Source organism: Skermania sp. ID1734 (assembly GCF_007489285.1).
Lineage (GTDB): Bacteria > Actinomycetota > Actinomycetes > Mycobacteriales > Mycobacteriaceae > ID1734.
Genome location: NZ_VLIY01000008.1, coordinates 23,344 through 46,235 on the forward strand (window position 1 = coordinate 23,344; position 22,892 = coordinate 46,235).

Here is a 22,892-nt window from a genome sequence, read left to right on the forward strand (position 1 = left end):
CATACGGTGTCGAATTCGCGTTCACTGGCCGTTTACCATTGACCGGTGCTGATCGACGATCCGGGGCGCCTGCGAGCCCGCCCGCCGTCGAGGTACACGTTCGTCTCAGCTGCCCTCGCCGGGTCCACGGTGATGTTGGTCGTTTTCCAGTTCTTGGCACTGCGCGACCACCTGCAGGGTCCGGTGCTGGCGCTGCTCAGCGACTATGTGGCGACGCCCAAATCTGCCTCGGTGCCGTGGGCCGGGCTGGCGCTGGCGTTGGTGGGACTGAGTGTTCGGCAGCGGATCATTGCGGTGTCCGCAGCGGTCGCATTGGATGTCGGCTTCGCCGCCGAGCGCGCGCTGCGGGGTGGGCTGCTGACGGTCGGCAATGGACCGCTGATCGTGCTGACCGCAATAGCCGTTGTCGCCGGCCTGCGATGGTCGGGCCCGCAACGAGTGACGGCGTTGCGCGCCGCCGGCTTGGGCGCACTGCTGGTCATCGCCACCAAGCTCGGCGACACCTGGCTGCAGCTCACTGCGATCGCGCGGCCGACGGTGCTCGACGGCTACGTCGTTCTTGCGGACCGCGCACTCGGCGACCCGTCGTGGGTCATGGGCCGGGTGGTCGATGCCATGGGTTCGGTCGGCTACGGCGTGCTGCACTGGGTGTACATCGAACTCCCGGTGGCGGCGATGGTGGTCGCGGTGTATCAGCTCCGCCGGGTTGGCACCGGCGGTGAGTGGCCCAGGCATTACCTGGTGCGCACCTTTCTGGTCTTGGGCCTGCTGGGACCGATCGTGTACATGATTTTTCCGGTGGTCGGTCCGCTGTTCGCGTTCGGTTCGGGCGGGCACGGATTCGCCGCCGGCGATTACTGGCCGACCGTCGTGCCGCCGGACAGTTCGATCGTGGGCGCGATGCGGTTCGATGCGTTCACGCCACGCAATTGCATGCCGTCGATGCACACGGCGTGGGCGTTGTCGGTGTTCCTGCATACGCGCCGCGACATCGACGGGATCGATCCGGCGCCGCGCTGGCTGCGCTGGGGCGGCACGCTGTGGTTGGTCTGCACGGTCGCCGCGACGTTGGGCTTCGGCTACCACTACGGGGTCGACCTGGTTGCCGGCGCGGTCTTGTGCCTTACCGTCGAGGCCGCGCTGCGCGACCCGGTTCGCGGCTGGGGCTGGGTCCGGATCCGGTTGGTCAGCGGCGGGCTGGCGCTGCTGACGGGATTGCTGTTGGCGTACCGGTTCCTGGCCGTCGAGATGGCGCATAACCCGGTGTTGGCGGGAACGCTGATCGTGGGCGCACTGGCCGTTTTGGCAATAGGGTTCTACGCGACGTTCTTCCGCGCGAGCTCGCCGCGGGAACTGAGCACCGTGCAAGGAGGATCATGAACGACAGCGTGGACGTGATTGTCGTCGGTGCGGGGCTCGCCGGCCTGGTGGCCACCCACGAGTTGGTGAAGGCCGGCAAGCGGGTGCTCGTCATCGATCAGGAGAACCGCAACAACCTTGGCGGACAAGCATTCTGGTCGCTGGGCGGACTCTTCCTGGTGGATTCCCCGGAACAGCGCCGGCTCGGAATCAAGGACTCCTACGAGCTGGCGCTGCAGGACTGGTTCGGCTCGGCGGGCTTCGACCGGGAGCGCGAGGATTACTGGCCGCGCAAGTGGGCACAGGCCTACGTCGAATTCGCCTCCACAATCAAGCGGCAGTACGTGCACGACCTCGGGTTGCGCATCACCCCGGTGCTCGGCTGGGCCGAACGCGGCGGCGGTAACGCCGACGGTCACGGCAACTCGGTGCCGCGGTTTCACCTCACCTGGGGCACCGGCCCGGAGGTGGTCCGGGTCTTTCTCGAGCCAGTGCTGGCCGGCGAGCGGGATGGCTTGGTGTCGTTCGCGTTTCGGCGGCGCGTCGACGAGTTGATCGTCGAGAACGGTGCAGTGGTCGGGGTGCGGGGATCGGTCCTCGAGGACACCGACCTCGAACGCGGCAAGGCGTCGTCACGGACGGTGGTGGGAGACTTCGAGTTCCGCGCCCAAGCCGTCATCGTGACCTCCGGCGGCATCGGCCACAACCACGAAATGATCCGCCGTAACTGGCCGACCGAACGACTCGGGCCGTGCCCGAAGACGCTCATCTCGGGCGTGCCGGCATACGTCGACGGCCGGATGCTGCAGATCAGCACGGACGCGGGTGCCAACTTGGTGAACCGAGATCGCATGTGGCACTACACCGAAGGCATCATCAACTGGAATCCGATCTGGCCGGACCACGCGATCCGGATCATTCCGGGGCCGTCATCGATGTGGTTCGACGCCAATGGAAAACGGTTGCCGTCGCCGAACTTCCCCGGCTTCGACACCAACTCCACCATGAAGGCGATCCTCGCCACCGGCTACGACTACTCGTGGTTCCTGCTGAATCAGACCATCATTGAGAAGGAGTTCGCGCTGTCGGGCTCCGAGCAAAATCCAGACCTCACCGGCAAGGATCTGAAGTTCGCCGCGAAGAGCCGACTGGCCAAGGGGGCGCCCGGGCCGGTCGAGGCGTTCAAGCAGCACGGCGTCGACTTCGTCGTCGCGGACACGCTCGCCGAACTGGTCGAGGGCATGAACAAGATCGGCCGCGGCGGATACGTGGACCTAGCCGATTTCGAGCGGCAGATCGTCGCGCGCGACCGCGAGCTGGCCAACCCGTTCAGCAAGGATCTGCAGCTCATGGCAATCCACAATGCGCGCAAGTTCCTGGGCGACAAGCTGGTTCGGACCGCCAAACCGCACCGACTGCTCGACCCCACGCATGGGCCGTTGATCGCCGTGCGCCTGAACATTCTGACCCGCAAGACATTGGGTGGGCTGGAAACCAACCTCGATTCGCAGGTAATGACGCCGGCCGGCGAGCCGTTCGCAGGGTTGTACGCGGCTGGCGAGGTCGCCGGTTTCGGAGGTGGCGGCGTGCACGGTTACAACGCGCTCGAGGGCACATTCCTTGGCGGGTGCATCTTCTCCGGTCGGGCCGCGGGGCGCGCGCTGGCGAGGGATCTATAGCCGGACCCGGTGCACCAGATGTCCACTATTGGGGCCCCTGGCGCCGGATTCGACTGCGTAGGTGCCAGGAATGGACACTCAGTGCACGGGGCTCAGCTGAACAGCGCTCGCACGAACGGCACGCTGTCCCTGCGTGATTGGATCAGCGTGCCGGAGTGATCGGCCAGGTACGTCTTGAACGTGACCGGCTGGCGATTGGCCATCAATCGCGCGACATAGGCCGCTGTGACCGGGTACGGCACGTCGGTGTCGAGCAGGCCGTGGCCCATGAAGAAGGGCTTGTCGTAACCGGATTCGGGCATGGCCATGTAGTCGTCGATGATCGCGGTCCAGTTCGGGAGGGACCGCACCGGCGCGGTCACGAAGTCGCCGACGTTCACACCGCGCACATCGTTCTCGAAATCGAAGATGCACCGCGTCTGTGCCAGCGCCAGATACTTGCGGCCGGTGTCGGTGAGGATCGAGTCGATGCCCAGTTCCGGGTGGACGTAACGCAAGCTGGAGAGAATGTAGGAAAGGTAGGCCGTCATCCCGGCGGGCAGCGCGACCGGCGGCAACTTCGGCGCGAGCGTCGAAACCAGGTTCTCGATGTAGGCCGGCGTGCCTGTGCCGACCGCGCCGCGGTAATCGAGGTCGGCGCCGCCGAACTCGGTGGCATAGCGCGCCGTGTAGATCGCGGCACCGCCGCCCTGCGACTGTCCGATGGTCACCCACTTTCGGGAAAGCTGTTGGGCCGCGGGCAGATTCTGCTGCGCATACGCCCGGCCGGCCTTGACCATGTCCACCACGTTGTGCGCTTCGGACCTACCGTTCAGGTAGGCGGGCAGCCCGGGTGTGCCGAGCCCGGCGTAGTCGGAGGCGACGATCGCGTAGCCCTGGGTGATCCAGGTGTTCAAGTACTCGAAATCACGGTCGCGGTCGGCTGGGCCCGCGACTGACGGTGCACAGCTGTCGCCGAGTCCAGAGGTGCCGTGTGCCCACGAGATAACCGGCCAGCCACCCGGTGGTGCGGTGCCGTTGGGCAGGAAGAGTTCTCCGGTGCTCAGCGCCTGTTGTCCGAAGGCGTCGGTGGTCACGGAGGTGAGGCGGTAGGCGGCCGCGGTGCCGGGAATCCAGAGTGCCCGGTTCAACGGGGCCGAGGCGGTCACGGTACCCACCGGCGAGATGGGCGCGGCGTCCGCCGGTATCGCAGGCACAGCCATGACCGAGGCGACGAGGGCGGCGGCACACAGGAGCTTTCTCATGGTGTGACTATCGCGAAGTCAGGGTCCGGCGCATCGAGGTAGCCGACCAACTCCCCGAGTTTCATCGCGTCACCGGTGACAGTCACCGTGCCATTCGAGATGGCCTCGAGCAGGTTCGCGCCGCCGAGCAACACGCCCAACAGGACGGTGCGCGGCATCGTGAATGATGCGTCGGGCGGATCGAAAATTCCGTCGCCACAATCGAAATGCACCAGCAGGCCGTTGCGTAGCTCGGTGCGGCGCACAGTGCCCTCGTCGCTGATGTGCCAATCGATGACCACGGGGGCATCCCAGGCTCGTGGTCCGTCGATGCGCAAGGCCATCGCGTCGAAAAGCTGCTCGATGGTCAGCTCCGAAAGGATGTCGGTTCCACCCGTCCCGGCGGGTGTGCCGATGGAACCATTGCGCAGCTCGTACGCGCCCGTGAGGTAGAAGTTGCGCCAGGTGGCGTTCTCGGCGCCGAAGCCGAGCTGCTCGAAAGTATCGGCCTGCAGCGCAACCGCTTCGGCGTAGACCGCGGAGTCGGCGGGCTCAGCGAAGATGACGTAGTTGAGAACCTGCGCGGCCCAGCGTAGATCGCCCGCCGCGAGGGTCTCGCGGGCACGACGCACCACTTCTGCTGCGCCACCCATGAATTCGATGTGCCGACGAGCCGACTCCACCGGCGGGTACTCCCACAGGTGCGCCGGATTGCCGTCGAACCAGCCCATGTAGCGCTGGTAGATCGCCTTGACGTTGTGGCTGACCGAACCGTAATAGCCGCGAGTGTGCCAGGCCTGTGCCAATGCCGGTGGCAACTCGAAGGTTTCGGCTATCTCGCTGCCGGTCCAGCCCTGATTCATCCGGCGCAGCGTCTGATCGTGCAAGTACCCGTAAAGGTCTCGCTGCTGACGCAGGAATTCGGTGAGTTCAGCGGTTCCCCACGTCGGCCAGTGGTGTGACGCGAAGAGCACGTCGCAACGATGGGCGTAGAGGTTGATCGACTCGGTCAGATAGCTCGACCACACGTGCGGGTCGCGGACCAGCGCGCCGCGCAGCGTAAGCAGATTGTGCAGGGTGTGAGTCGCGTTCTCGGCCATGCACAGGGCGCGGTGCTGCGGGAAGTAGAAGTTCATTTCCGCCGGCGCCTCGGTGCCCGGTGTCAGTTGAAACTCGATCTCGACGCCGTCGACGGTCTCGATGTGTCCGGTTTCGGAAATGGTCACGGTCGGCCGGATCACCGTGACGGTGCCCAGCGACGTGGTCTGCCCCAGTCCCGATCCCACCCCACCGCGCGGGCCGCGCGGAAGTGCGGCGCCGTACATGTAACCGGCGCGCCGCGCCATGGCCGTGCCCGCGTAGATGTTCTCCGAAACGGCGTGCGCGATGAACCCGGCAGGCGCCAGTACCGGGCACTGACCAGCGGCGACGGCCTCAGGTGTAATAACTCCCTTGACCCCGCCGAAATGATCAACATGCGAATGGGTGTAGATCACGCCCGTCACCGGGCGCTCGCCGCGATGCCGGCGGTAGAGCGCCAGCGCGGCGGCCGCCGTCTCGGCCGAGACCAGCGGGTCGATGACGATGACTCCCGATTCGCCTTCTATCAGCGTCATGTTCGAAAGATCGAGCCCACGAACCTGGTAAATGCCTTCGCAGACCTCGAACAATCCTTGCTTGGCCGCAAGTCGCGACTGCCGCCATAGGCTCGGGTGGACGGTCGGGGGGCAGTCCGCGGCAAGGAATCCGTAAGAGTCGTTGTCCCAGACGACGCTACCGTCGTCGGCGGTGACGATTCCCGGCTCCAGGGCCGCAATGAAACCGCGCTGCGCAGCGGTCTCGTCCCCGGTCTTCTCGGTACTGACTGGATCGCTCGCGATGTCGCTCGATTCCACGGCACAACCGTAACCCTCGGGCGAGCAAACAATCGGCGATTTGCAGGCATTTCGATATTAAAAGTGGATAGACTTCCTCCAAAATAGGGTGGGGTGGAATTTTGGAGATGACAGTGCACTCGGCCGCTGCGGTACCCGGGGAGCGGGCGCGCATCCCCGAGGTCGCAGCGCCGATCGTCAGCCGTCCACGCCTGCTGCGCGCGCTCCTCCGCTCCGACAGCCGCAGCGTCTTTTTGGCCGCGGCCGCCGGAAGCGGCAAGACCGTCGCATTGCTCGATTACGCGCGGGAAGCGCACCGCACTGCGGACACCGCGGTCGCCTGGCTGACCGTCGACCCACGTGACAACGAACGTGCGGCGCTGGCCACCGACGTCACCGCGGCCTTACTCGGCGCCGGCAGCACGTCGCTCGGCGCCGCCATTCAGCAACTGCGACTGAGCGGTCAGCACGGCGATCCGCGCCGCCTGATGAATTCGGTGGGGCAGGCGGGCGAGTCCGTTCTGCTCTGCGTCGATGATGTGCATCTGCTTCGCGAGCCGGCCGCGCTCGAATACCTGTGGGAGTTGGTGCGGTCGGCGCCCGAGCGGTGTCGCGTTCTGCTGGCGGGTCGTTTCGAACCGCGGCTTTCCCCGCAACGGCCGTCGTTGCAGCGGCTGGTTCTGGAAGGGCGCGTCGCCGAGATCACGGGTCGTGACTTGGCGTTCACCTCGAGCGAGGCGGCGGCGCTGCTCGGCGAACACGGGGTCGCCCTCGACGACGCGGATTTGGCCGCGGTCATGGCCCGCACCGAAGGGTGGGCGGCTGGCGTGTGCCTGGCCGCCATGATGTTGTCCCGCCGCGCCGACCTGCACCGCGCCATTGCCGAGTTCAGCGGGGACGCGCGTGCGGTTGCCGACTACTTGCTTTCCGAAATCTTCTCCGAGATCCCGCCGGAGATGCTCGACTTTCTGGTCGCCACGGCGATTCCGCGGCACTTCGATGTCGATCTCGCGCAACGGCTTTCGGGCAGCGATTCCGCGCAACGCATTCTCGATGAGTTGGAGCGCAACAATTTTCTGCTGACGCGGACCAACGGCGCGCCCGCGCGGTACCGGTATCACCCGTTGTTACGCAGTTATCTCATCGCGGAAGCCCGGCGCGGCGGCAACTTTCAGAGTCTGCAGCGGGCAGCCGCGCACTGGTACATGGAAATGGGCGATGCACTGCAAGCGCTCGAACACGCGTTGGCCGCAAGCGATTCTGCGATCACTACCGCAATCGTGTCCCGATTCGGACCTGCGCTGGCGGTGGAGGCTCGCAGCACGCGCGTCGGCGAGCTGATTGCGAAGTTCCCGCCCGGTCTGCGGCGGTGTCCGGTGGTGCTGTTGATCCGTGCGGCGTCCGAGCTCGCCGGCGCGCACCCGCACGCGGCCGCGGCAACGCTGGATGCGGTGCACAATAGTGAACCGCTGGTCGGTGACCTCGGCGTGCTCTACCGGGCGCTGCGCATGCAGGTTGGCATGCGGGCGGGCACCCTGGAATCGACCATGAGGCAGATCGATTCGCGGTCGCCGGGCAGTTCGGGAGACTTACTGCTGGACGCCTTCGCCTTGCTGCAGTTCGGCAACGTCGAGCTCTACCGTGGTCACCTCGACGCCGCCGCGACACACCTCGACGGCGCGCTCACCAAGGCTGCCGCCGCCCGGTCCGATGCGCTGGCATTGCAAGCGATGACGGGACTGGCGGCCGTGCAGTTGGGCGCCGGACGACTGGCCGACGCGCGCTCGCACGCGGCCCACGCCATCGCTTTCGGCGCCGCGCATGACCTGCTGGACGATACGTACCAGCACATCGCGCACCTGGTGGACGCGCTGGTGGCGCATCTGCGCGCCGAACCGGTGGCCGAGCAGGTCTACGTCGAGAACCTGCCGACACTCGTCGAGGAAGCCGACGTCTCGATCGCCCGCGGCGCCGAGTGCCTCGAGGCCATCCTCGCGTTTCCGGCCACCAACGAACGCCGTCGGGTCGCCTCAACTATTCGCGACACCTTCCCGGATGCCCTCACGGGCACCGTTCCGCCACACTTCATCGCGTTGCTCGCGCCGGACGTGGCCCACATCTTCTGCGAGGTGGGCGAACCACATTGGATCACTGCGCTTTTGGAGCCGCTGCAGGCGACCCTCGGTGACGTCGCCGAACTGGCGTTGCTGCGCGCGCTGATTGCCTGGCAATCGCACCAGTTCGACCGCGGCAAGGCAGAACTCGATCCGATCCTTTCTGGCGCACTCCGTCCGGTGGTCGGCATCACGCTGGTGCGGGCGCTGGTGCTGGATTCGGCGATCGCGCACGAACAGGGTCGGCCCTCCTATGCGCACGAATCACTTTCGGGGGCCCTGGAATTGGCCGCAGGCGAGTCGATCGTCTGGCCGTTCCTCGAGCTGCAGTACGGCTGCCACGACGTCCTGCAGTCCAGCCGTGGCCGCTTCGGCGCGGTGGACTGGTTCGCAGATCGGGTCCTGCACGCGTTCCCGGAGAACGTTTTCGGCGGGGAAGGGTTGACGCCGCGCGAGCGCGAATTGTTGCGCGAGCTACCGAGCTGGCGAACCACCGAGCAGATCGCCGCGGACATGTTCGTCTCCGTAAACACGGTCAAGACCCACCTGCGCGGCATCTACCGCAAGTTGAACGTCCGCAGCCGCCGCGAAGCCGTGTCGGTGGCTCTGGAACGCGGCCTGCTCTGAACCTTCATCCTCGAGTTCATCCATGTCGGGTGAGGTTTCCGGGCATTCGTGCGCGCATCCTGGAGGGGTGGGGGCAGTGCCGTACGAGGTCGTCATCGGAGCCGAGCTTTCCGATCGCGCAACAGCAGCCTTTCCCGAGTTCGAGACCGTCGAACGCGGAAAGGGCCGCACTGTGCTGCGCGGATCTGTCGACCCCGCGGCGCTGCAATCCATCGTCGCCCGCATCGATGACATGGGGCTGGTCCTGACGGAGTTGCGTCAGCTCGGCGGGTGAACCTCGTCAGCCGGATTCCTGCCGTGCTCCTCGCGGTATGCCACCCGGCCGACCATGTGCGCGATCACCGGCGCAGTCACCAATGTGAACAGTCCGACCAGGACGAGCATCCAGACATCGGGGTTGCCGCGCAGGTGGATCACCGACCCGACCAGCACCAACAGCAGGCCGACCACCTGTGGTTTGGTCGCGGAATGCATGCGCGACAGCGTGTCCGGGAAGCGGACGATGCCGATCGCGGCCGTGAGTGCCAACGTGACGCCGAACAGGATCAGCACGCCGGCAACCCAGGTGAGAACTGTGCTCATTGGTCGTCACGCACCCGGAACCTGGCCACGCTCGCCGAACCGAGGAAGCCGACGAGAGACAGCGCGACGATCCCCGGCGCCACCGACGTGTCGCTGCTGTAGGTCGCCCACACCGCCAAACCGCACATCGATACGGCGATGAGCGTGTCGACGGCGACCAGGCGGTCCAGGGTGTTGGGCCCGGCGAGCAGGCGGTAGGTCGTCAGGGCCGCGGCGATGACGAGGACGATGCCCGCGATGAGGGTAACGGTGCTCACAGTGCCGGCTCGAAGGTCTGAATGAACAGCCGCTCCAGCCGGTCCATCGATCGGCGGAATCGGGCGACGGCCGCGGGACTGCCGGCGTCGAGCAAATGGATGTACACGAGCCGATCCTCCTTGTCGATTTCGAGCACCATGCTGCCCGGGATCATGTTCAGCACGTCCGAAAACAGCACCAGCACCAGGTCCGAACGAATGGATACGGGAATGGCCAGCAGCCCGGTCTCCGGCGGCGGCGTTGGCCGAATTGCCAACCAGGACACCGCAACGCTGGATTCGATCGCGTAATAAGCGAACAGCACAACGAGTTTGAGCACGGCGACCGGGTGGACCCGCCCGCCCACGGGCACCCGGGGCAGGGGCAGCAGCACCATGATCAACGCGCCGATGATCAGTCCAGCAATCACGTTCGCCCAACTGATGTCGCCCCACAGCCACACCCAGACGATCGCCAGCCACACCAGTACGAACGCCTTGACCCGAAGTTGCCCGCTCATCGCACACCCGATGAACTGCCCGGGCCGAGGACGGCATCGATATAACCGGCGCGGTCGCGCAGATCGGCCGCAGCGCGATCGGCAATCCCGATGAGCGGGCCCGCGAACACGGTGAGCGACAGGCCGACGCCGACGAGCGCTATGGTCGGCGCCACCATGAACGCCGGCATCCGGCCGACGTCGGCCCGGTCATCGAAGGAGATGTCGAACGACTCGTCGATCAACGCCGAGGGTGCCGCGTCCGCCAGCGCGCCCTCCGGAGCGTCGGCGCGCGATCGCCAGAACGCCTTGGTCCACACCCGCGCGCACACGTACAACGTCAGCAGGCTGGTCACGACGCCACCCGCTACCAGCACCCAAGCCAGCGGCGTCGCTTGCGCCGCACCTGCCTGCAGCAGCGCCACCTTGCCGATGAAGCCGGAGAACGGCGGGATGCCGCCCAGGTTCAACGCCGGAATCAGGAAGACGACCCCGAGCAGCGGGCTGGCTGCCGCCAGACCGCCGAGTCGGCGCAACGACGACGACCCGGCTTGCCGTTCGATCAGGCCGACGACGAGAAATAGGGTGGTCTGCACGATGATGTGGTGCGCGACGTAATAGACGGCGCCGGCCAGTCCGGCCTTGGTCGACAGCGCGATGCCGAACACCATATAGCCGATGTGGCTGACCAGAGTGAACGAGAGCAATCGCTTGATGTCGCTCTGCGCGATTGCGCCCAGGATGCCGACCAGCATGGTCAGCAGACCGCTCACCATGAGCACGTTGTCGAGTGTGTGGCCGGGGAACAACAGCGTGTGGGTCCGGATGATCGCGTACACGCCGACCTTCGTGAGCAGTCCCGCGAAGACGGCGGTAATCGGTGCGGGCGCAGTGGGGTAGGAGTCGGGCAGCCAGTTCGACAGCGGGAACACCGCCGCCTTGATACCGAACGCAACCAGGAGCACCGCAAAGATCGCCGTGCGCACACCGTCCGGGATAGCGCCGATGCGGATGGCCAATTGCGCCAAGTTGAGAGTGCCGGTGGCCGCGTAGGCAAACGCGATGCCGCACAGGAAAACCAGCGACGACACCATCGACACCATCACGTAGGACACCCCGGCGCGCACCCGATCGGCGCTGGCGCCCAATGTCAGCAGCACGAATGACGCGGCCAGCAGCACCTCGAAACCGACGTACAAGTTGAACAGGTCACCGGCCAGGAAGGCGTTGGAAATTCCTGCGCTCAGCGCAAGGTAGGTCGGCAGAAAGATCGACGTCGGCTGGTGCTCGGTGCCGTCGCGCACACCCTGCCCGACGGCGTACACCACCACCGCGAGCAGGACGATCGAACTGACCACCAGCATTGCCGCCGAGAGTCGGTCGACCACAAGCGTGATGCCGATCGGCGAGTTCCAGCCGCCCACCTGGATCGCGGTGGTCCCGTCGCGGTCGGCCAGATACAGCAGCAGTCCAGAGATCGCCAGGACCGCGGTCAGCGCGACAACGGTGATGATTCGCTGCGAGGTCGGTCGCCGCCCGAAAACCAGGGTTGCCGCGGCCGCGAGCAGCGGGATCAGGACGGGGAGCGGTCCGAGGGTATAGAACCAGTCGTGCGCGATCGTCATGTCGGCTCGGCACTCTCGTAGCTCTCGACACCCTCGTAATATTCGATGTCCTCGAGGTTCTGCAGCTCGGTCACGGGAATCGGGTTGCCGTGCGCGTCGAAGGCATCGCCGGTGATGCGCATTGCTCCGGTCACCGGGTCTTCGGAACGGTCCTGGTCGGGAGCCTCCGCCCGGGATGTGCGGCGCAGCACCTTGACGTCCTCTGGGTCGTTCTCGACGCGGTCCTTGGTGGTGAGCATGAAGGACCGGTACGCCAGTGCCAGAACGAACGCAGCGATGCCCATGGTGATAACGATGGCGGTCAGAATCATGGCCTGGGCCAACGGATCGGCCATTCGTTCGTGCAGGCTCGACCTGCCGACGAGGGGTGGCGCACCGTCCGGGCCGCCGACGGTGAGGATCAGCAGGTTCACCCCGTTGCCGAACAACATCATGCCCAGCAGCATCTTGGTGACGGTCCGCTCGAGCATCAGGTAGACGCCCCCGGCTACGAGGATGCCGATCAACACGAGCAGGCTCAGGTTGGCACTCATCGGCGGGCTCCTACCAAGACCTGCGCTTCGGCCGACGAATCCAAGCGGGCACCGAGACTGCGCAGCACATCCAGCACCAGGCCGACGACGATCAGGTACACCCCCACGTCGAAGAACACCGCCGTCACCAGCTTGGCGTGGCCGATCACCGGCAGCGTGAATTCGATGGTGGCCGACGACAATACCGGCGCGCCCACCAATATCGACATCGCCGCGGTGCCGGCCGCGAACGCCAGTCCCACACCGAGGATGTGTCCGGCGTCGATGGGCAGTGCCTCACCGAGTTCGTAGCGACCGCCGGCGAGGTACCGCAGCACCAGCGCCAGCCCGGCAGTGAGGCCGCCCGCGAATCCGCCGCCCGGCGCGTTGTGTCCGGCAAAGAAGAAGTAGAACGACAGCACCATGATGGTCGGGAAAACCAGTCGAGTGGTCACCTCCAGCACCAGCGACCGGTGCCGAGGGTCGATGAGTTCGCCGCCGCGCAGCCAGGTGACCTCGGCGCTGGGCTGAAACGACGGCACGTCGGACACGCGCGGGGCAGTGCCGAAGCGGCGGTGCCGGAACACCAGCGATGCCACGCCGGTCGCGGCGACCAGCAGCACCGAGATCTCGCCGAGGGTGTCCCATGCGCGAATGTCCACGAGCAACACGTTCACCACGTTGCGGCCGTTGCCGAGGTGGTAGGCCGCGTCGGGCATCTGCGCCGAAATGGGCGCGCTGCGGCGCGCGTTCGAAGCGAATGCGCCGATGACCGCGACCACCGCCCCGACCACGATGGCGAGCGCCGCGCGCGGTAGCCGAAACGCCGCGACGCGGGCGTCTTCGATCTCTGCGGGCAGCTTGCGCAAAACGAGCACGAAGATCACCAGGGTGAGCGTCTCGACCAGGAACTGGGTCAGCGCCAGGTCGGGAGCGCCGTGCACGGCGAACAGGACGCCGCAGCCGTAGCCGGTGACGCCGACCAGCAATACGCTCGCCAATCGGTTGCGCATGATTGTCGCGGCCAATGCTGCCGCGATCATCACCGCGGCGATGGCTGGTTGCCAGGGCGAATCCCACAGTCGCGCATGCAGTTGCGCGGTGGCGCCGAGCGCGAGCAGCACGGTGGGCAGCACTGCCATGGTGGTGAGGATGGTGGCCTGGGTCAGCGGCAGCGATCCGCGCTGCGTGGCGCTGGTCATCTCGATCGACAACCGGTCCATCATTCGCAACGCCGCGTCGTAGGCTCGATCGGCATTGCCCAGCAATGCTTTCCGTGGCCGCAGCCGGTCGACGATGCGGTGACCCGCGTACATAACGACACCACCGGCCACGACGACGCCGGTGAGCGCGAGCGCCAATCCGAAACCGTGCCACAGCAGCAGGTGCAGCGTCGCCGCGCCGGGCAGCGTCCGCGCATACGGCTCGAGCAGGTTGCCTACCGCCGCGGCCGCCGGTCCGGCGGCCAATCCACTTACCGCCAGCAATGCGGGCGGCGCTAGGAACAGCGCTCCCGGCGCGTGCATGCGCGCTACCGCCGGCGAGGGCTCCGTAAGTTCCTTCGAACCAAATGCGCCCACCCAGAACCGCAGGCTGTATGCGAGCGTCAACACCGAACCGAGCACGACCGCAGCCAGGGTGACGATCTGCACCCAACTAGCCAATGTCGGGGCATCGGCGATGGCCGTAAAGGCCGCCTCCTTGCCGACGAAGCCCAAAAACGGCGGCAATCCCGCCATGCTTGCGGCGGCCAGGGCGGCGACTACCGCCAAGACCGGCAACCGGCGACCCAGTCCGGCGAGCTTGCGAATGTCGCGGGTGCCGGTCGTGTGGTCGATGATGCCGACCGTCATGAACAATGCAGCCTTGAACAGGGCGTGCGCCAGCAGCATCGCCATCCCGGCCAGCGCCGCCGCCTGGGTGCCGATTCCGACGAGTACGGCCATGAACCCCAACTGGCTGACCGTGCCGAACGCCAACACCAACTTCAGATCGTGCGCGCCGAAGGCCCGCCACCCGCCGAGCACCATGGTGACCAGCCCGAGCGGAATGATCGTGACGTGCCACGCCGGGTTCTCGGCGAATCCGGGTGCCAGTCGGGCGATCAGATAGATCCCGGCCTTCACCATCGCGGCCGCGTGCAGATATGCGCTGACCGGCGTCGGTGCGGCCATCGCGCCCGGCAGCCAGAAGTGCATGGGCACGATCGACGACTTGCTGATCGCGCCGGCCAGGATCAAGGCGACACCGACTACGGCGGCGGCACCATGCGGCGGGTTCGCCAGCAGAACCGAGATCTGATAGCTGCCGCCTGCTTGGGCGAGCACGATGATGCCGACCAGCATCGCCAACCCACCGGCGGTGGTGACCAGCAACGCCTGAGTGGCCGCGCGCCGACTCGTCGCCCGTTCCGCGTAGTGGCCGACCAGCAGGAACGACAGCACGGTGGTCAGTTCCCAAAACGTGTAGAGCAACAGCAGGTTGTCGCTCGTGACCAGCCCGAACATCGCCGCGGCGAAGCCGACCAGTTCGGCGGCGAACAGGCCCAGACGCGGCTCATCGTCGGTGAAATATCGCGAGCAGTACAACAGCACCAACGCGCCGACGCCGAGCACCAGCGCGCACATGATCGCCGCCAGCGTGTCGAAGCGCAGGCTGATGCTCAGATGCAGGCCCGGGATCCAATCCAGCGTCTCGGCTGACCGACGGTTCCAGTGCCACCCCACCCACGCCAAACAGCCCAACGGCACTGCGGCGAGCAGCACGAAGGCGTTTCTGCCCAGCGCACGCACGCACAGCGGAGCCAGCAGGGCCGTGGCACCCAGGGCGAGCAAGATTGCGAGCATCGAACTCCGTCGGTCTCGGTGGCAAGGTGATCGCTGTGATCGGGGATCAGGCGGAGCACCCAAATCCTACTGGGCGCGCGATTCCGGCGACGTGCCGCACGAGATGGACTGGCGGTCAGCGCTCGGCGGCATAGGCGGCCAGCGCCGCGACCTGCTTCGGATCCAGTGACGGACGCACGGTCGCGCGAGCCGCGGCGACATCGGCGGCCGTGACGTCGGCGGCATCCACATTGCGTCGCATGGCCGACAGCGCGGCCTCGCGTAACAGGGCCGCGCAATCCGCGGCCGAGTAGCCGTCGAGATCCTCGGCCAGCGCATCGAGGTCGACGTCCGCGGCCAGCGGCACCGACTTGCCGGCCGTCTGCAGGATCTGTTTGCGTGCGGCCGCGTCTGGCGGCGGAACGAACACCAGTCGCTCCAGCCGGCCCGGGCGGAGCAGCGCCGGGTCGATCAACTCCGGGCGGTTGGTGGCGCCGAGCACGACGACGTCGCGCAGCGGTTCCACGCCGTCGAGTTCGGTCAGCAGCGCGGCGACCACCCGGTCGGCCACCCCGGAATCCGAACTCTGCCCGCGCCGCGGGGCGAGTGCATCCACCTCGTCGAGAAAGATCAGCGACGGCGCGGAATCCCGCGCGCGAGTGAACAACTCTCGTACCGCACGCTCGGACGCGCCGACCCACTTGTCCAGGAGTTCCGCACCCTTCACCGAATGCACACTGAGCTGACCGGAACTGGCCAGCGCGCGCACGAGAAACGTCTTGCCGCACCCCGGCGGGCCGTACAGCAGGACGCCGCGCGGCGGTTGCACGCCCAATCGCGCGAACGAGTCCGGGTGCCGCAGCGGCCACAGCACCGCCTCGGTCAGTGCCTGTTTGGTCTCGGCCATGTCGCCGACATCGTCGAGCGTCAGACTGCCGATGGACAGTTCCTCCGACCCCGCGCGCGACAGCGGCCGGATCACCTCGAGAGCGCCGAGCAGGTCATCCTGGTCCAACTGGGGTTTCTCGTGGGTGCGACTGGCCCGTGCGGCAGCTCGCAAAGCGGCCTCCCGGCAGAGCGCGGACAGGTCGGCGACCACGAAACCAGGTGTGCGTGCGGCGATGTCGACGAGGCGCAGCTCCCCGGTCGGCACAGAGCGAAGCAGCGACTCGAGCAGCGCCTTGCGCGCGGCCGCGTCGGGCAGGCCGATGCTCAACTCACGGTCGCAGATTTCCGGCTCGCGCAGCCTGTCGTCGACGTCGTCGGGATGTGCGGTCGTGGCGATGAGGGCGACACCCGGGCGGGCGACCGCGGCGCGCAATTGATCCAGAATCAGCGTGGACACCGGCTCGGCGGCGGCCGGCAGTAGCGCGTCGATGTCGGTGATCAGCAGCACTCCGCCGGGTGCGGTTATCGCGGCGACCGCCTCACTCACCATGCGCAGCCGAGCGCCGATTTCCGACGCGCCGACGGTGGGCCCGTCCAGTTCGATCACGCGGCGATCGGCGAGCACTGCACGCGCGAGCGTGGCCTTGCCCACCCCAGCGGGACCGGTGATCAGCACACCGAGCCGCGGCGACGCGCCCAACGTGCGCAGCAGCTCGGGTTCGTCGAGGGCGAGGCCGAGCCATTCCGTGAGCTTGGCTACCTGCGGGCCCATGGCCACCAGGTCCTCGACCGGGATCTCTGAAACATCGGGCGCCGCGGGCAGGGTGGGGGGTTCCGGCTCGGTGCTCGTGCCCGACTTCCACGACACCGCTGTGTTGGGCTGCACGCTCACGGGTGCGCCGACGGGATCGGTGGCCGTGACCGTCAGCAACTCCGAGGTCCACGCCACGCCGAAGGTGCGCGACAACGCCTGTGTCGCCGCGGATGTGCTGGTGCCCGGCCCCAGATCGCGCGGTAGCAGCGACACCGTGTCGCCCACCGACAGCACCTTGCCGAGCAGGGCCTGACGCAGCGTCACCGGTGAAATCGATTGGGTAGCAAGGGCGGAGCCGGATACGGTCACCGACCGCCCGCCGTACACGGTCACCGGGGTCACCACCACGGTCGCGTCCTCTTTGATGGCGGCGTTGGACAGCGTGACGTCATCGAGCAAGGCGACGCCGGTCGGCGTTCCGGGCGGCGCGAGGGCAGCGACGGCGGCAGTGCGGCGCGCGCCGATGAGTGCGATGCCGTCCCATTCGCGCAGGCCGAGCGCGGTGAGCGCTTCCGGGTGTAGCCGCACAACCCCGCGCCGGGTGTCGGCGGCCAAGGAATTCAGCCGGGCTGTCAGGGCAAGTTCGGGCATGGGCCGCTCAGGCGGCGGGAATGTCGGTTGGCCGTCGCGAGCGGGGGGCTCCGGGCCGGCGCAGACCCAGCCGCGCGGCGGAGCGCCGACCCGGTTGACGTCGGGTCGCGCGCCGCTCCGCGCGCCGTTCCGACGGCTTGTAATCCCAGGTCTCCGGGCGAGCGGCCACCCACCGCTGCGACCGAACGGCGAACGGAATGTGTGCGAGATAGAGCAGCACCAGCACGATCAGCAGGGTGAAGGGATAGGTGACCAGCGCGGCCGCTGCCAGCGCGACCAACACCAACAATCCCGCGGCCGCCTGCGGTGGCACCGACACCGACTTCATTGCCAGGGTTGGGACCGTGCTCACGATCAGCGCGGCCGCGAACAGCATCCACCCGGCCACGGCATAGAACGACGACCACCAGCCATCGCCCCATTGCTGCACCAGCGCGATCGGCAGCAACGCGGTCAGCGCGCCAGCGGGTGCCGGAACGCCCACGAAATAGTCGCGGGCGTAGCTCGGCCGGGTGTCGTCGTCGAGAAGCGCATTGAACCGGGCCAGTCGCAACACGATGCTCACGGCGTAGACCAGCGCGATGATCCAGCCGCCGCTACTGCCGTGCAGCAGAGTCGTGTAAAGCACGAGAGCCGGCGCAACGCCGAACGAGATGGCATCCGCGAGCGAGTCGAGTTCGGCGCCCATCCGGCTGGTGGCGTCGAGCAGCCGCGCGAGGCGGCCGTCGAGAGTGTCCAGAATTGCCGTAGCGGCGATCATCGCCACCGCCAGGCCGAGCTGATTGTCGAGCGCGAACTTGACCGCCGAGAGTCCGCCGCACAACGCGAGGATGGTGACCATGCTCGGCAGCAGTCGTACCGGCCGATAACGCAACGACTTCTCGCCGGCCGTCTTGATCGACGGCTTCGGCGATCCGGTCTTGGTGGTCATGCCCTTGGATGTCACGGATTTGGAACTCATGGTCTTCGGCGTCATCGGCTTGGAAGTCGTTGCTCTGGTGATCACGGCAACTCGGCCAACACGGTTTCCGCGCCGACCGCTCGTTGCCCCCGTTCCACCAGCAGCGTGGTGCCGGCGGGAAAGTAGGTATCCACCCGCGAGCCGAATCTGATCAGCCCGTAGGTTGCCCCGATCGGCAGCCGGTCGCCTACGGTGGCCTCGCACACGATCCGTCGCGCGAGCAGGCCGGCAATTTGGACGACGACCAGTTGGTGGCCGGTCGGCGTCTGCAGCAGCATGCTGTTTCGCTCGTTGACGGCACTAGCCTCGGCGAGGTCGGCGGAGAGGAACTGGCCGCGCTCGTACGCAACAGCGCGGACGGTTGCGGTGACCGGCGAACGCTGGACGTGCACGTCGAGGACCGACAGAAAAATGCTGACCCGCGGCAGCGGCGTGTCACCGAGGCCGATCTCCGGCGGCGGAACGGCACTGTCGACCAGCGCGATCTGGCCGTCGGCCGGGGCAACCACCACGTTCGGCCGGGTCGGCGGAACGCGGTTTGGGTGCCGGAAGAACCCCGCCGAAGCTCCCGCAGCGAGCAGCGCGGCGCGCCGAATCCACTTGCGTCGACGGCCTAAGACCGCGACGGCGAGCGGCGCGGCGACGAACGGCACACCCGCCCGGTGCAGCGGCGGGATGTGTTCGCGGACGAGTTCGACAACGTGCCCGACACCCGAGTGCTCGGGAGTGCCGGGAGGGATTGGTCGGCGGGCCACAGGCTCCTCTTGGCGTCGAGATATAGCGGCTTGATCGTTCACACCTTACGGGAACTGACCGACCCCCGAGCGCGCCCTAAGCAGGTTCTGCAGAGAAAGGCGGATGCGCCGGTTTGTAGCGACACCGCAGCCATACACCCTAAAATATGAGGGTGGCTCAGTTCTCGGTCTGTGGGCCGTCTCGGTAGGCTGCATTCGGATCGGTCATCGCCTCGAAGGAGACACCCCATGCCAGCTCAGATCGCGTCAACTCAGGGAGTCGAGCACACGCGGATGCTGGGTTTGGGCGTCTATCGCCCCCGCCGTGTCGTGCCGAACTCGGAGATCGTCGACGCGATCAATTCGAGTGACGAGTGGATCAAGACGCGGTCGGGCATCGAGACGAGGCGCTTCGCCGAGGAAGACGAGACGATCATCGGCATGAGCGTCGAGGCGAGCCGCCGAGCGCTGGACGCCGCGGGACTCGCGCCGGACCAGATCGACTGCGTCATCGTGGCCACCTCGTCGCGACTGGTCCTCGGGCCGGCGGCGGCGCCGCAGGTCGCCACCCAGCTGGGGATGAACGATTGCGCTGGATTCGACCTCGCGGCGGGGTGCTCCGGGTTCGATCACGCGCTCGCGGTTGGCTCGGACATGATCCGGGCCGGGACCGCCCGCCACGTGCTGGTGATCGGGGTCGAACGGCTGTCTGATCTGCTCGATCGCGCGGACCGGACGTGTGCGTTCATCTTCGCCGACGGTGCGGGTGCGGTCGTGGTCGGACCGTCGGACGAGGTCGGCATCGGCCCGGTCGCCTGGGGTTCCGACGGCAGTCAGTGGCACGCGATCCGCCAGGACAAAGACTTCGGCACCTACTTCGACGAGGTCGCCAACAACGCCGAGCGGCCGGAACGGCCCTACATTCGGATGGAAGGCACCGCTGTCTTCCGCTGGGTCGTGTCGTTCCTGGAGAAGGCGTGTCACGCGGCCGTCGACAAGGCCGGGCTGACCATGGAAGACCTCGACGTGCTCGTTCCGCACCAGGCGAACCTGCGCATCACCGATGTGCTGGTCCGGGCGCTGAAATTGCCGCCGAACATCATCGTGGCCAAGGACATCATCGAGTCCGGCAACGCCTCGGCCGCCTCGATCCCGATGGCGATGGAACAACTCCTCGCCAGTGGGCAGGCCAAGCCGGGCCAGACCGCGTTGCTGATGGGCTTCGGTGCTGGCCTGGCCTATGCCGGGCAGGTGGTCAAGCTGCCGCCGATCTCGAACTGATCGGGCGGAATCACACCGCCGCTTCGACCGATTGCTTGATCTTGGCGAGCGACTCGTTCATGCCCTGCACCAGCATCTTTTCGAAGCGTTCCTCGCCCCCCAGCGTCTTCTCGACGGTGAAGGTGGAGATCCAGGACAACCCGTTGGGGGTCTCGCGCCGTTCGATCAGTTTCGTCCCGGTCGCGGTGGGTTCCAGTTCGTAGGACCAGATCGAGCGGTTCGTGTCGACCTTGAAGGCCACCGCCTTGTTCGGGTCGAACCGGACAACCTGGGCCGTCGTCGGCCAGAATTTCCAGCCGTCCCGGTTGATGTTCAGGGTGCGCGCACCCTCGCGTACCTGACCGGGGATGAACATTTTGCGGCACTGGGGGCTCCATTCCGGCATGCGCCGCAGGTCGGAAACCACCGCCCAAACCTTCTCGGGACTGGCGTCGATGTCGATGCTCGCTTCAAGGGTGTTCGTCATTTCCGCATCGTACTTCTTGCGTGAATTAACAATCTTCCCGCGAGTCTCACGGGCAACAGGTAACCGAGCAGGCATCATCAGCGATGAAAGTAGTGAAAACCTGACACGGAGCGATCGGTCATGAAACTACATTCGATCCTGCGTCGCGGCCACGGACAACCCGTCCCGCTGCTCGAATCCGCCCGCATGCGTGGCAACCCGAAGTCGTGGTCCAGCGAGAAGCTCGAGCGACTGCTGACACCGCGCGAGATGGACATGGTGCTGCATCACCGCGTCTGACGGTGCGGCCCGCGGGTGGGCATACTTTGAGGGGTGACCTCAGCCGCTCCCGCGTCGATCAAGCCAGTCATCCTCAGCGTGGACGACGATCCCGGTGTGTCCCGCGCGGTGGTGCGTGATCTGCGACGGCGGTTCGGCGGCGAATACCGAATCGTCCGAGCCGAATCCGGCGATCAAGCGCTCGAAGTGCTCCGTGACATCAAGCTGCGTGGCCAGCCGGTGGCCGTGATCGTCGCCGATTACCGAATGCCCGGCATGGACGGCATCGAATTCCTCGAGCAGGCCATGGATCTGCACCCGTTCGCGCGCCGGGTCTTGCTCACCGCATATGCGGACACCAATGCGGCGATCGATGCCATCAACGTGGTGGACCTCGACCACTACCTGCTCAAGCCGTGGGATCCGCCCGAGGAAAAACTGTACCCGGTGATCGACGACCTACTCGCGGCGTGGTTGTCGGCGGACCACCGTCCGGTGACCGAAACCAAGATCGTCGGACACCGCTGGTCGGCGCGGTCCTCGCAGGTGCGGGAGTTTCTGGCGCGCAACCAGCTTCCGTATCGCTGGTACGTCTCCGACGAGGCCGAGGGCGCGCGCCTGCTGGAGGCCGCCGGGACCAACGCCGACCATTGCCCGGTGGTCATCACCACCGAAGGCCAAGCCCTGATCCAGCCGACGGACGCCGAACTGGCCGCCCACGTCGGTTTGAATACCACCCCCGCCCAAGACTTTTACGATCTGATCGTCATCGGTGGCGGCCCGGCCGGCCTCGGCGCGGCCGTGTACGGCGCATCCGAAGGGTTGCGCACCGTGCTGGTCGAGCGCACGGCCACCGGCGGCCAGGCCGGCCAAAGTTCGCGGATCGAGAACTACCTCGGTTTCCCCGATGGCGTTTCGGGCTCGCAATTAGCCGATCGCGCGCGTCGGCAGGCGACCAAGTTCGGCGCCGAACTGATCACCACCCGCGACGTGATCGGGCTGGAGGTCAACGGGTCGGCGCGGACCGTCCGCTTCGCCGACGGCGACACCCTCGACGCGCACACGGTGATCGTTGCCACCGGGGTGATGTACCGGCAGCACTCGGCCCCGGGGATCGACGAATTCACCGGGCGCGGTGTGTTTTACGGCTCTGCGATGACAGAGGCGCCGCGTTGCGCGAACGAGGATGTCTACATCGTCGGTGGCGCGAACTCGGCAGGGCAGGCGGCCGTGTACCTCTCGCGGCACGCCCGGTCGGTGACGATCGTGGTGCGCGCACCGTCGCTGCAGCAATCCATGTCGCACTACCTGATTCAGCAGATCGCCGAGATCCCGAACATTCGCGTGCGTGCCTGCAGCGAGGTGATCGGCGTCGAGGGCGGCGACCACCTCGACCGGATCACCTTGCGCGACAATGCATCTGGCTCGACCGACAGCGTTGATGCCAGCTGGCTCTTTCTGTTCATCGGCGCCGCGCCGAACACCGACTGGCTCGACGGCGTGGTGCAACGGGACGAGCGCGGTTTCGTGCTCGCCGGCCCCGACCTCATGCTCGACGGGGCGAAGCCGCGGGGATGGTCGCTCGACCGCCCGCCGCACCATCTGGAAACCAGCGTGCCCGGGGTGTTCGTGGCCGGTGACGTACACGCCGAATCGGCCAAGCGGGTCGCCTCCGCAGTGGGAGAGGGAGCGATGGCAGTGATGTTGGTGCACCGATACTTGGCGCGGAGTTAGGAGGACACC

The 22,892-nt window shown here is 66.8% G+C and carries 19 protein-coding genes; 7 read left to right on the plus strand and 12 right to left on the minus strand.

The genetic code is table 11. From position 1 onward, the window contains the following. Positions 1-45 precede the first annotated feature (45 nt). Together FOS14_RS11465 and FOS14_RS11470 are read left to right on the plus strand one after the other, a co-directional pair. Positions 46-1,380 carry a DUF5933 domain-containing protein gene (locus tag FOS14_RS11465; RefSeq protein WP_370512210.1) on the plus strand — a complete coding sequence of 445 codons (1,335 nt, stop codon included), beginning with the start codon at positions 46-48 and terminating at the stop codon, positions 1,378-1,380. Beyond that, the gene (locus FOS14_RS11470; protein ID WP_143770613.1) at positions 1,377-3,038 is read left to right on the plus strand and encodes an FAD-binding dehydrogenase; all 1,662 of its coding nucleotides are present in this window, start codon (positions 1,377-1,379) and stop codon (positions 3,036-3,038) included. The genes FOS14_RS11465 and FOS14_RS11470 overlap by 4 nt, the downstream gene beginning before the upstream one ends. Before the next feature lie 92 nt (positions 3,039-3,130). Here FOS14_RS11470 and FOS14_RS11475 read toward each other — a convergent pair whose 3' ends face one another. Both FOS14_RS11475 and FOS14_RS11480 read right to left on the minus strand, forming a co-directional pair. Next, entirely contained in the window at positions 3,131-4,282 is a 1,152-nt protein-coding gene (locus tag FOS14_RS11475; protein ID WP_143770615.1) for a lipase family protein, read from the minus strand. After that, entirely contained in the window at positions 4,279-6,156 is a 1,878-nt protein-coding gene (locus FOS14_RS11480) for an alkyl/aryl-sulfatase (protein ID WP_370512211.1), read from the minus strand. Before FOS14_RS11480 ends, FOS14_RS11475 begins: the two co-directional genes overlap by 4 nt. A gap of 107 nt (positions 6,157-6,263) precedes the next feature. Here FOS14_RS11480 and FOS14_RS11485 point away from each other — a divergent pair, with 107 nt between their 5' ends. Together FOS14_RS11485 and FOS14_RS11490 are read left to right on the plus strand one after the other, a co-directional pair. Further along, a complete protein-coding gene (locus FOS14_RS11485; protein ID WP_143770619.1) occupies positions 6,264-8,876 on the plus strand; it encodes a LuxR C-terminal-related transcriptional regulator in 2,613 nt (870 codons plus the stop codon). A gap of 67 nt (positions 8,877-8,943) precedes the next feature. After that, positions 8,944-9,150: a hypothetical protein gene (locus tag FOS14_RS11490; RefSeq protein ID WP_255450254.1), complete on the plus strand. Its 207-nt coding sequence runs from the start codon at positions 8,944-8,946 to the stop codon at positions 9,148-9,150. Here the strand turns inward: FOS14_RS11490 and mnhG are convergent. The 9 genes from mnhG to FOS14_RS11535 all read right to left on the minus strand — a co-directional run bounded on the left by mnhG (position 9,135) and on the right by FOS14_RS11535 (position 19,165). Continuing rightward, on the minus strand, positions 9,135-9,458 hold the full coding sequence (mnhG, locus tag FOS14_RS11495) for a monovalent cation/H(+) antiporter subunit G (protein WP_143770622.1): 324 nt from the start codon (positions 9,456-9,458) through the stop codon (positions 9,135-9,137). The genes FOS14_RS11490 and mnhG overlap by 16 nt on opposite strands. After that, entirely contained in the window at positions 9,455-9,715 is a 261-nt protein-coding gene (locus FOS14_RS11500) for a monovalent cation/H+ antiporter complex subunit F (protein ID WP_143770625.1), read from the minus strand. Before FOS14_RS11500 ends, mnhG begins: the two co-directional genes overlap by 4 nt. Then, positions 9,712-10,215: a Na+/H+ antiporter subunit E gene (locus tag FOS14_RS11505; protein WP_143770627.1), complete on the minus strand. Its 504-nt coding sequence runs from the start codon at positions 10,213-10,215 to the stop codon at positions 9,712-9,714. The genes FOS14_RS11500 and FOS14_RS11505 overlap by 4 nt, the downstream gene beginning before the upstream one ends. Further along, positions 10,212-11,819 carry a Na+/H+ antiporter subunit D gene (locus FOS14_RS11510; protein WP_143770630.1) on the minus strand — a complete coding sequence of 536 codons (1,608 nt, stop codon included), beginning with the start codon at positions 11,817-11,819 and terminating at the stop codon, positions 10,212-10,214. The genes FOS14_RS11505 and FOS14_RS11510 overlap by 4 nt, the downstream gene beginning before the upstream one ends. Continuing rightward, positions 11,816-12,352 carry a Na(+)/H(+) antiporter subunit C gene (locus FOS14_RS11515; protein ID WP_143770632.1) on the minus strand — a complete coding sequence of 179 codons (537 nt, stop codon included), beginning with the start codon at positions 12,350-12,352 and terminating at the stop codon, positions 11,816-11,818. Before FOS14_RS11515 ends, FOS14_RS11510 begins: the two co-directional genes overlap by 4 nt. Next, a complete protein-coding gene (locus FOS14_RS11520; RefSeq protein WP_143770634.1) occupies positions 12,349-15,177 on the minus strand; it encodes a Na+/H+ antiporter subunit A in 2,829 nt (942 codons plus the stop codon). Before FOS14_RS11520 ends, FOS14_RS11515 begins: the two co-directional genes overlap by 4 nt. A gap of 115 nt (positions 15,178-15,292) precedes the next feature. After that, positions 15,293-17,449 carry an AAA family ATPase gene (locus FOS14_RS11525; RefSeq protein WP_143770636.1) on the minus strand — a complete coding sequence of 719 codons (2,157 nt, stop codon included), beginning with the start codon at positions 17,447-17,449 and terminating at the stop codon, positions 15,293-15,295. A gap of 7 nt (positions 17,450-17,456) precedes the next feature. Then, on the minus strand, positions 17,457-18,290 hold the full coding sequence (locus FOS14_RS11530; RefSeq protein WP_255450285.1) for a phosphatidylcholine/phosphatidylserine synthase: 834 nt from the start codon (positions 18,288-18,290) through the stop codon (positions 17,457-17,459). A gap of 161 nt (positions 18,291-18,451) precedes the next feature. Then, entirely contained in the window at positions 18,452-19,165 is a 714-nt protein-coding gene (locus FOS14_RS11535; protein ID WP_143770638.1) for a phosphatidylserine decarboxylase, read from the minus strand. Positions 19,166-19,393: 228 nt separating this feature from the next. Here FOS14_RS11535 and FOS14_RS11540 point away from each other — a divergent pair, with 228 nt between their 5' ends. Continuing rightward, positions 19,394-20,425, plus strand: coding sequence for a beta-ketoacyl-ACP synthase III (locus FOS14_RS11540; protein ID WP_143770640.1), 1,032 nt, complete (start codon positions 19,394-19,396; stop codon positions 20,423-20,425). A 10-nt stretch (positions 20,426-20,435) separates the two neighbouring features. Here the strand turns inward: FOS14_RS11540 and FOS14_RS11545 are convergent, their stop codons facing one another. Continuing rightward, entirely contained in the window at positions 20,436-20,891 is a 456-nt protein-coding gene (locus tag FOS14_RS11545) for an SRPBCC family protein (protein WP_143770642.1), read from the minus strand. A 120-nt stretch (positions 20,892-21,011) separates the two neighbouring features. Here FOS14_RS11545 and FOS14_RS24730 point away from each other — a divergent pair, with 120 nt between their 5' ends. Both FOS14_RS24730 and FOS14_RS11550 read left to right on the plus strand, forming a co-directional pair. After that, complete coding sequence (locus FOS14_RS24730) at positions 21,012-21,170, plus strand: hypothetical protein (RefSeq protein ID WP_185981733.1); 159 nt, start codon at positions 21,012-21,014, stop codon at positions 21,168-21,170. Between the two features lie 33 nt (positions 21,171-21,203). Beyond that, complete coding sequence (locus tag FOS14_RS11550) at positions 21,204-22,883, plus strand: FAD-dependent oxidoreductase (protein WP_143770644.1); 1,680 nt, start codon at positions 21,204-21,206, stop codon at positions 22,881-22,883. The last annotated feature ends 9 nt before the right edge of the window (positions 22,884-22,892 follow it).

Coding starts and splice junctions, on each gene's coding strand:
- FOS14_RS11475 (WP_143770615.1), bottom strand. CDS start 4,282: ATGAGAAAGCTCCTGTGTGCCGCCGCCCTCGTCGCCTCGGTCATGGCT.
- FOS14_RS11515 (WP_143770632.1), bottom strand. CDS start 12,352: ATGAGTGCCAACCTGAGCCTGCTCGTGTTGATCGGCATCCTCGTAGCC.
- FOS14_RS11485 (WP_143770619.1), top strand. CDS start 6,264: ATGACAGTGCACTCGGCCGCTGCGGTACCCGGGGAGCGGGCGCGCATC.
- FOS14_RS11505 (WP_143770627.1), bottom strand. CDS start 10,215: ATGAGCGGGCAACTTCGGGTCAAGGCGTTCGTACTGGTGTGGCTGGCG.
- FOS14_RS24730 (WP_185981733.1), top strand. CDS start 21,012: ATGAAACTACATTCGATCCTGCGTCGCGGCCACGGACAACCCGTCCCG.
- FOS14_RS11470 (WP_143770613.1), top strand. CDS start 1,377: ATGAACGACAGCGTGGACGTGATTGTCGTCGGTGCGGGGCTCGCCGGC.
- FOS14_RS11545 (WP_143770642.1), bottom strand. CDS start 20,891: ATGACGAACACCCTTGAAGCGAGCATCGACATCGACGCCAGTCCCGAG.
- mnhG (WP_143770622.1), bottom strand. CDS start 9,458: ATGAGCACAGTTCTCACCTGGGTTGCCGGCGTGCTGATCCTGTTCGGC.
- FOS14_RS11520 (WP_143770634.1), bottom strand. CDS start 15,177: ATGCTCGCAATCTTGCTCGCCCTGGGTGCCACGGCCCTGCTGGCTCCG.
- FOS14_RS11540 (WP_143770640.1), top strand. CDS start 19,394: ATGCCAGCTCAGATCGCGTCAACTCAGGGAGTCGAGCACACGCGGATG.
- FOS14_RS11510 (WP_143770630.1), bottom strand. CDS start 11,819: ATGACGATCGCGCACGACTGGTTCTATACCCTCGGACCGCTCCCCGTC.
- FOS14_RS11530 (WP_255450285.1), bottom strand. CDS start 18,290: ATGGTCACCATCCTCGCGTTGTGCGGCGGACTCTCGGCGGTCAAGTTC.
- FOS14_RS11525 (WP_143770636.1), bottom strand. CDS start 17,449: ATGCCCGAACTTGCCCTGACAGCCCGGCTGAATTCCTTGGCCGCCGAC.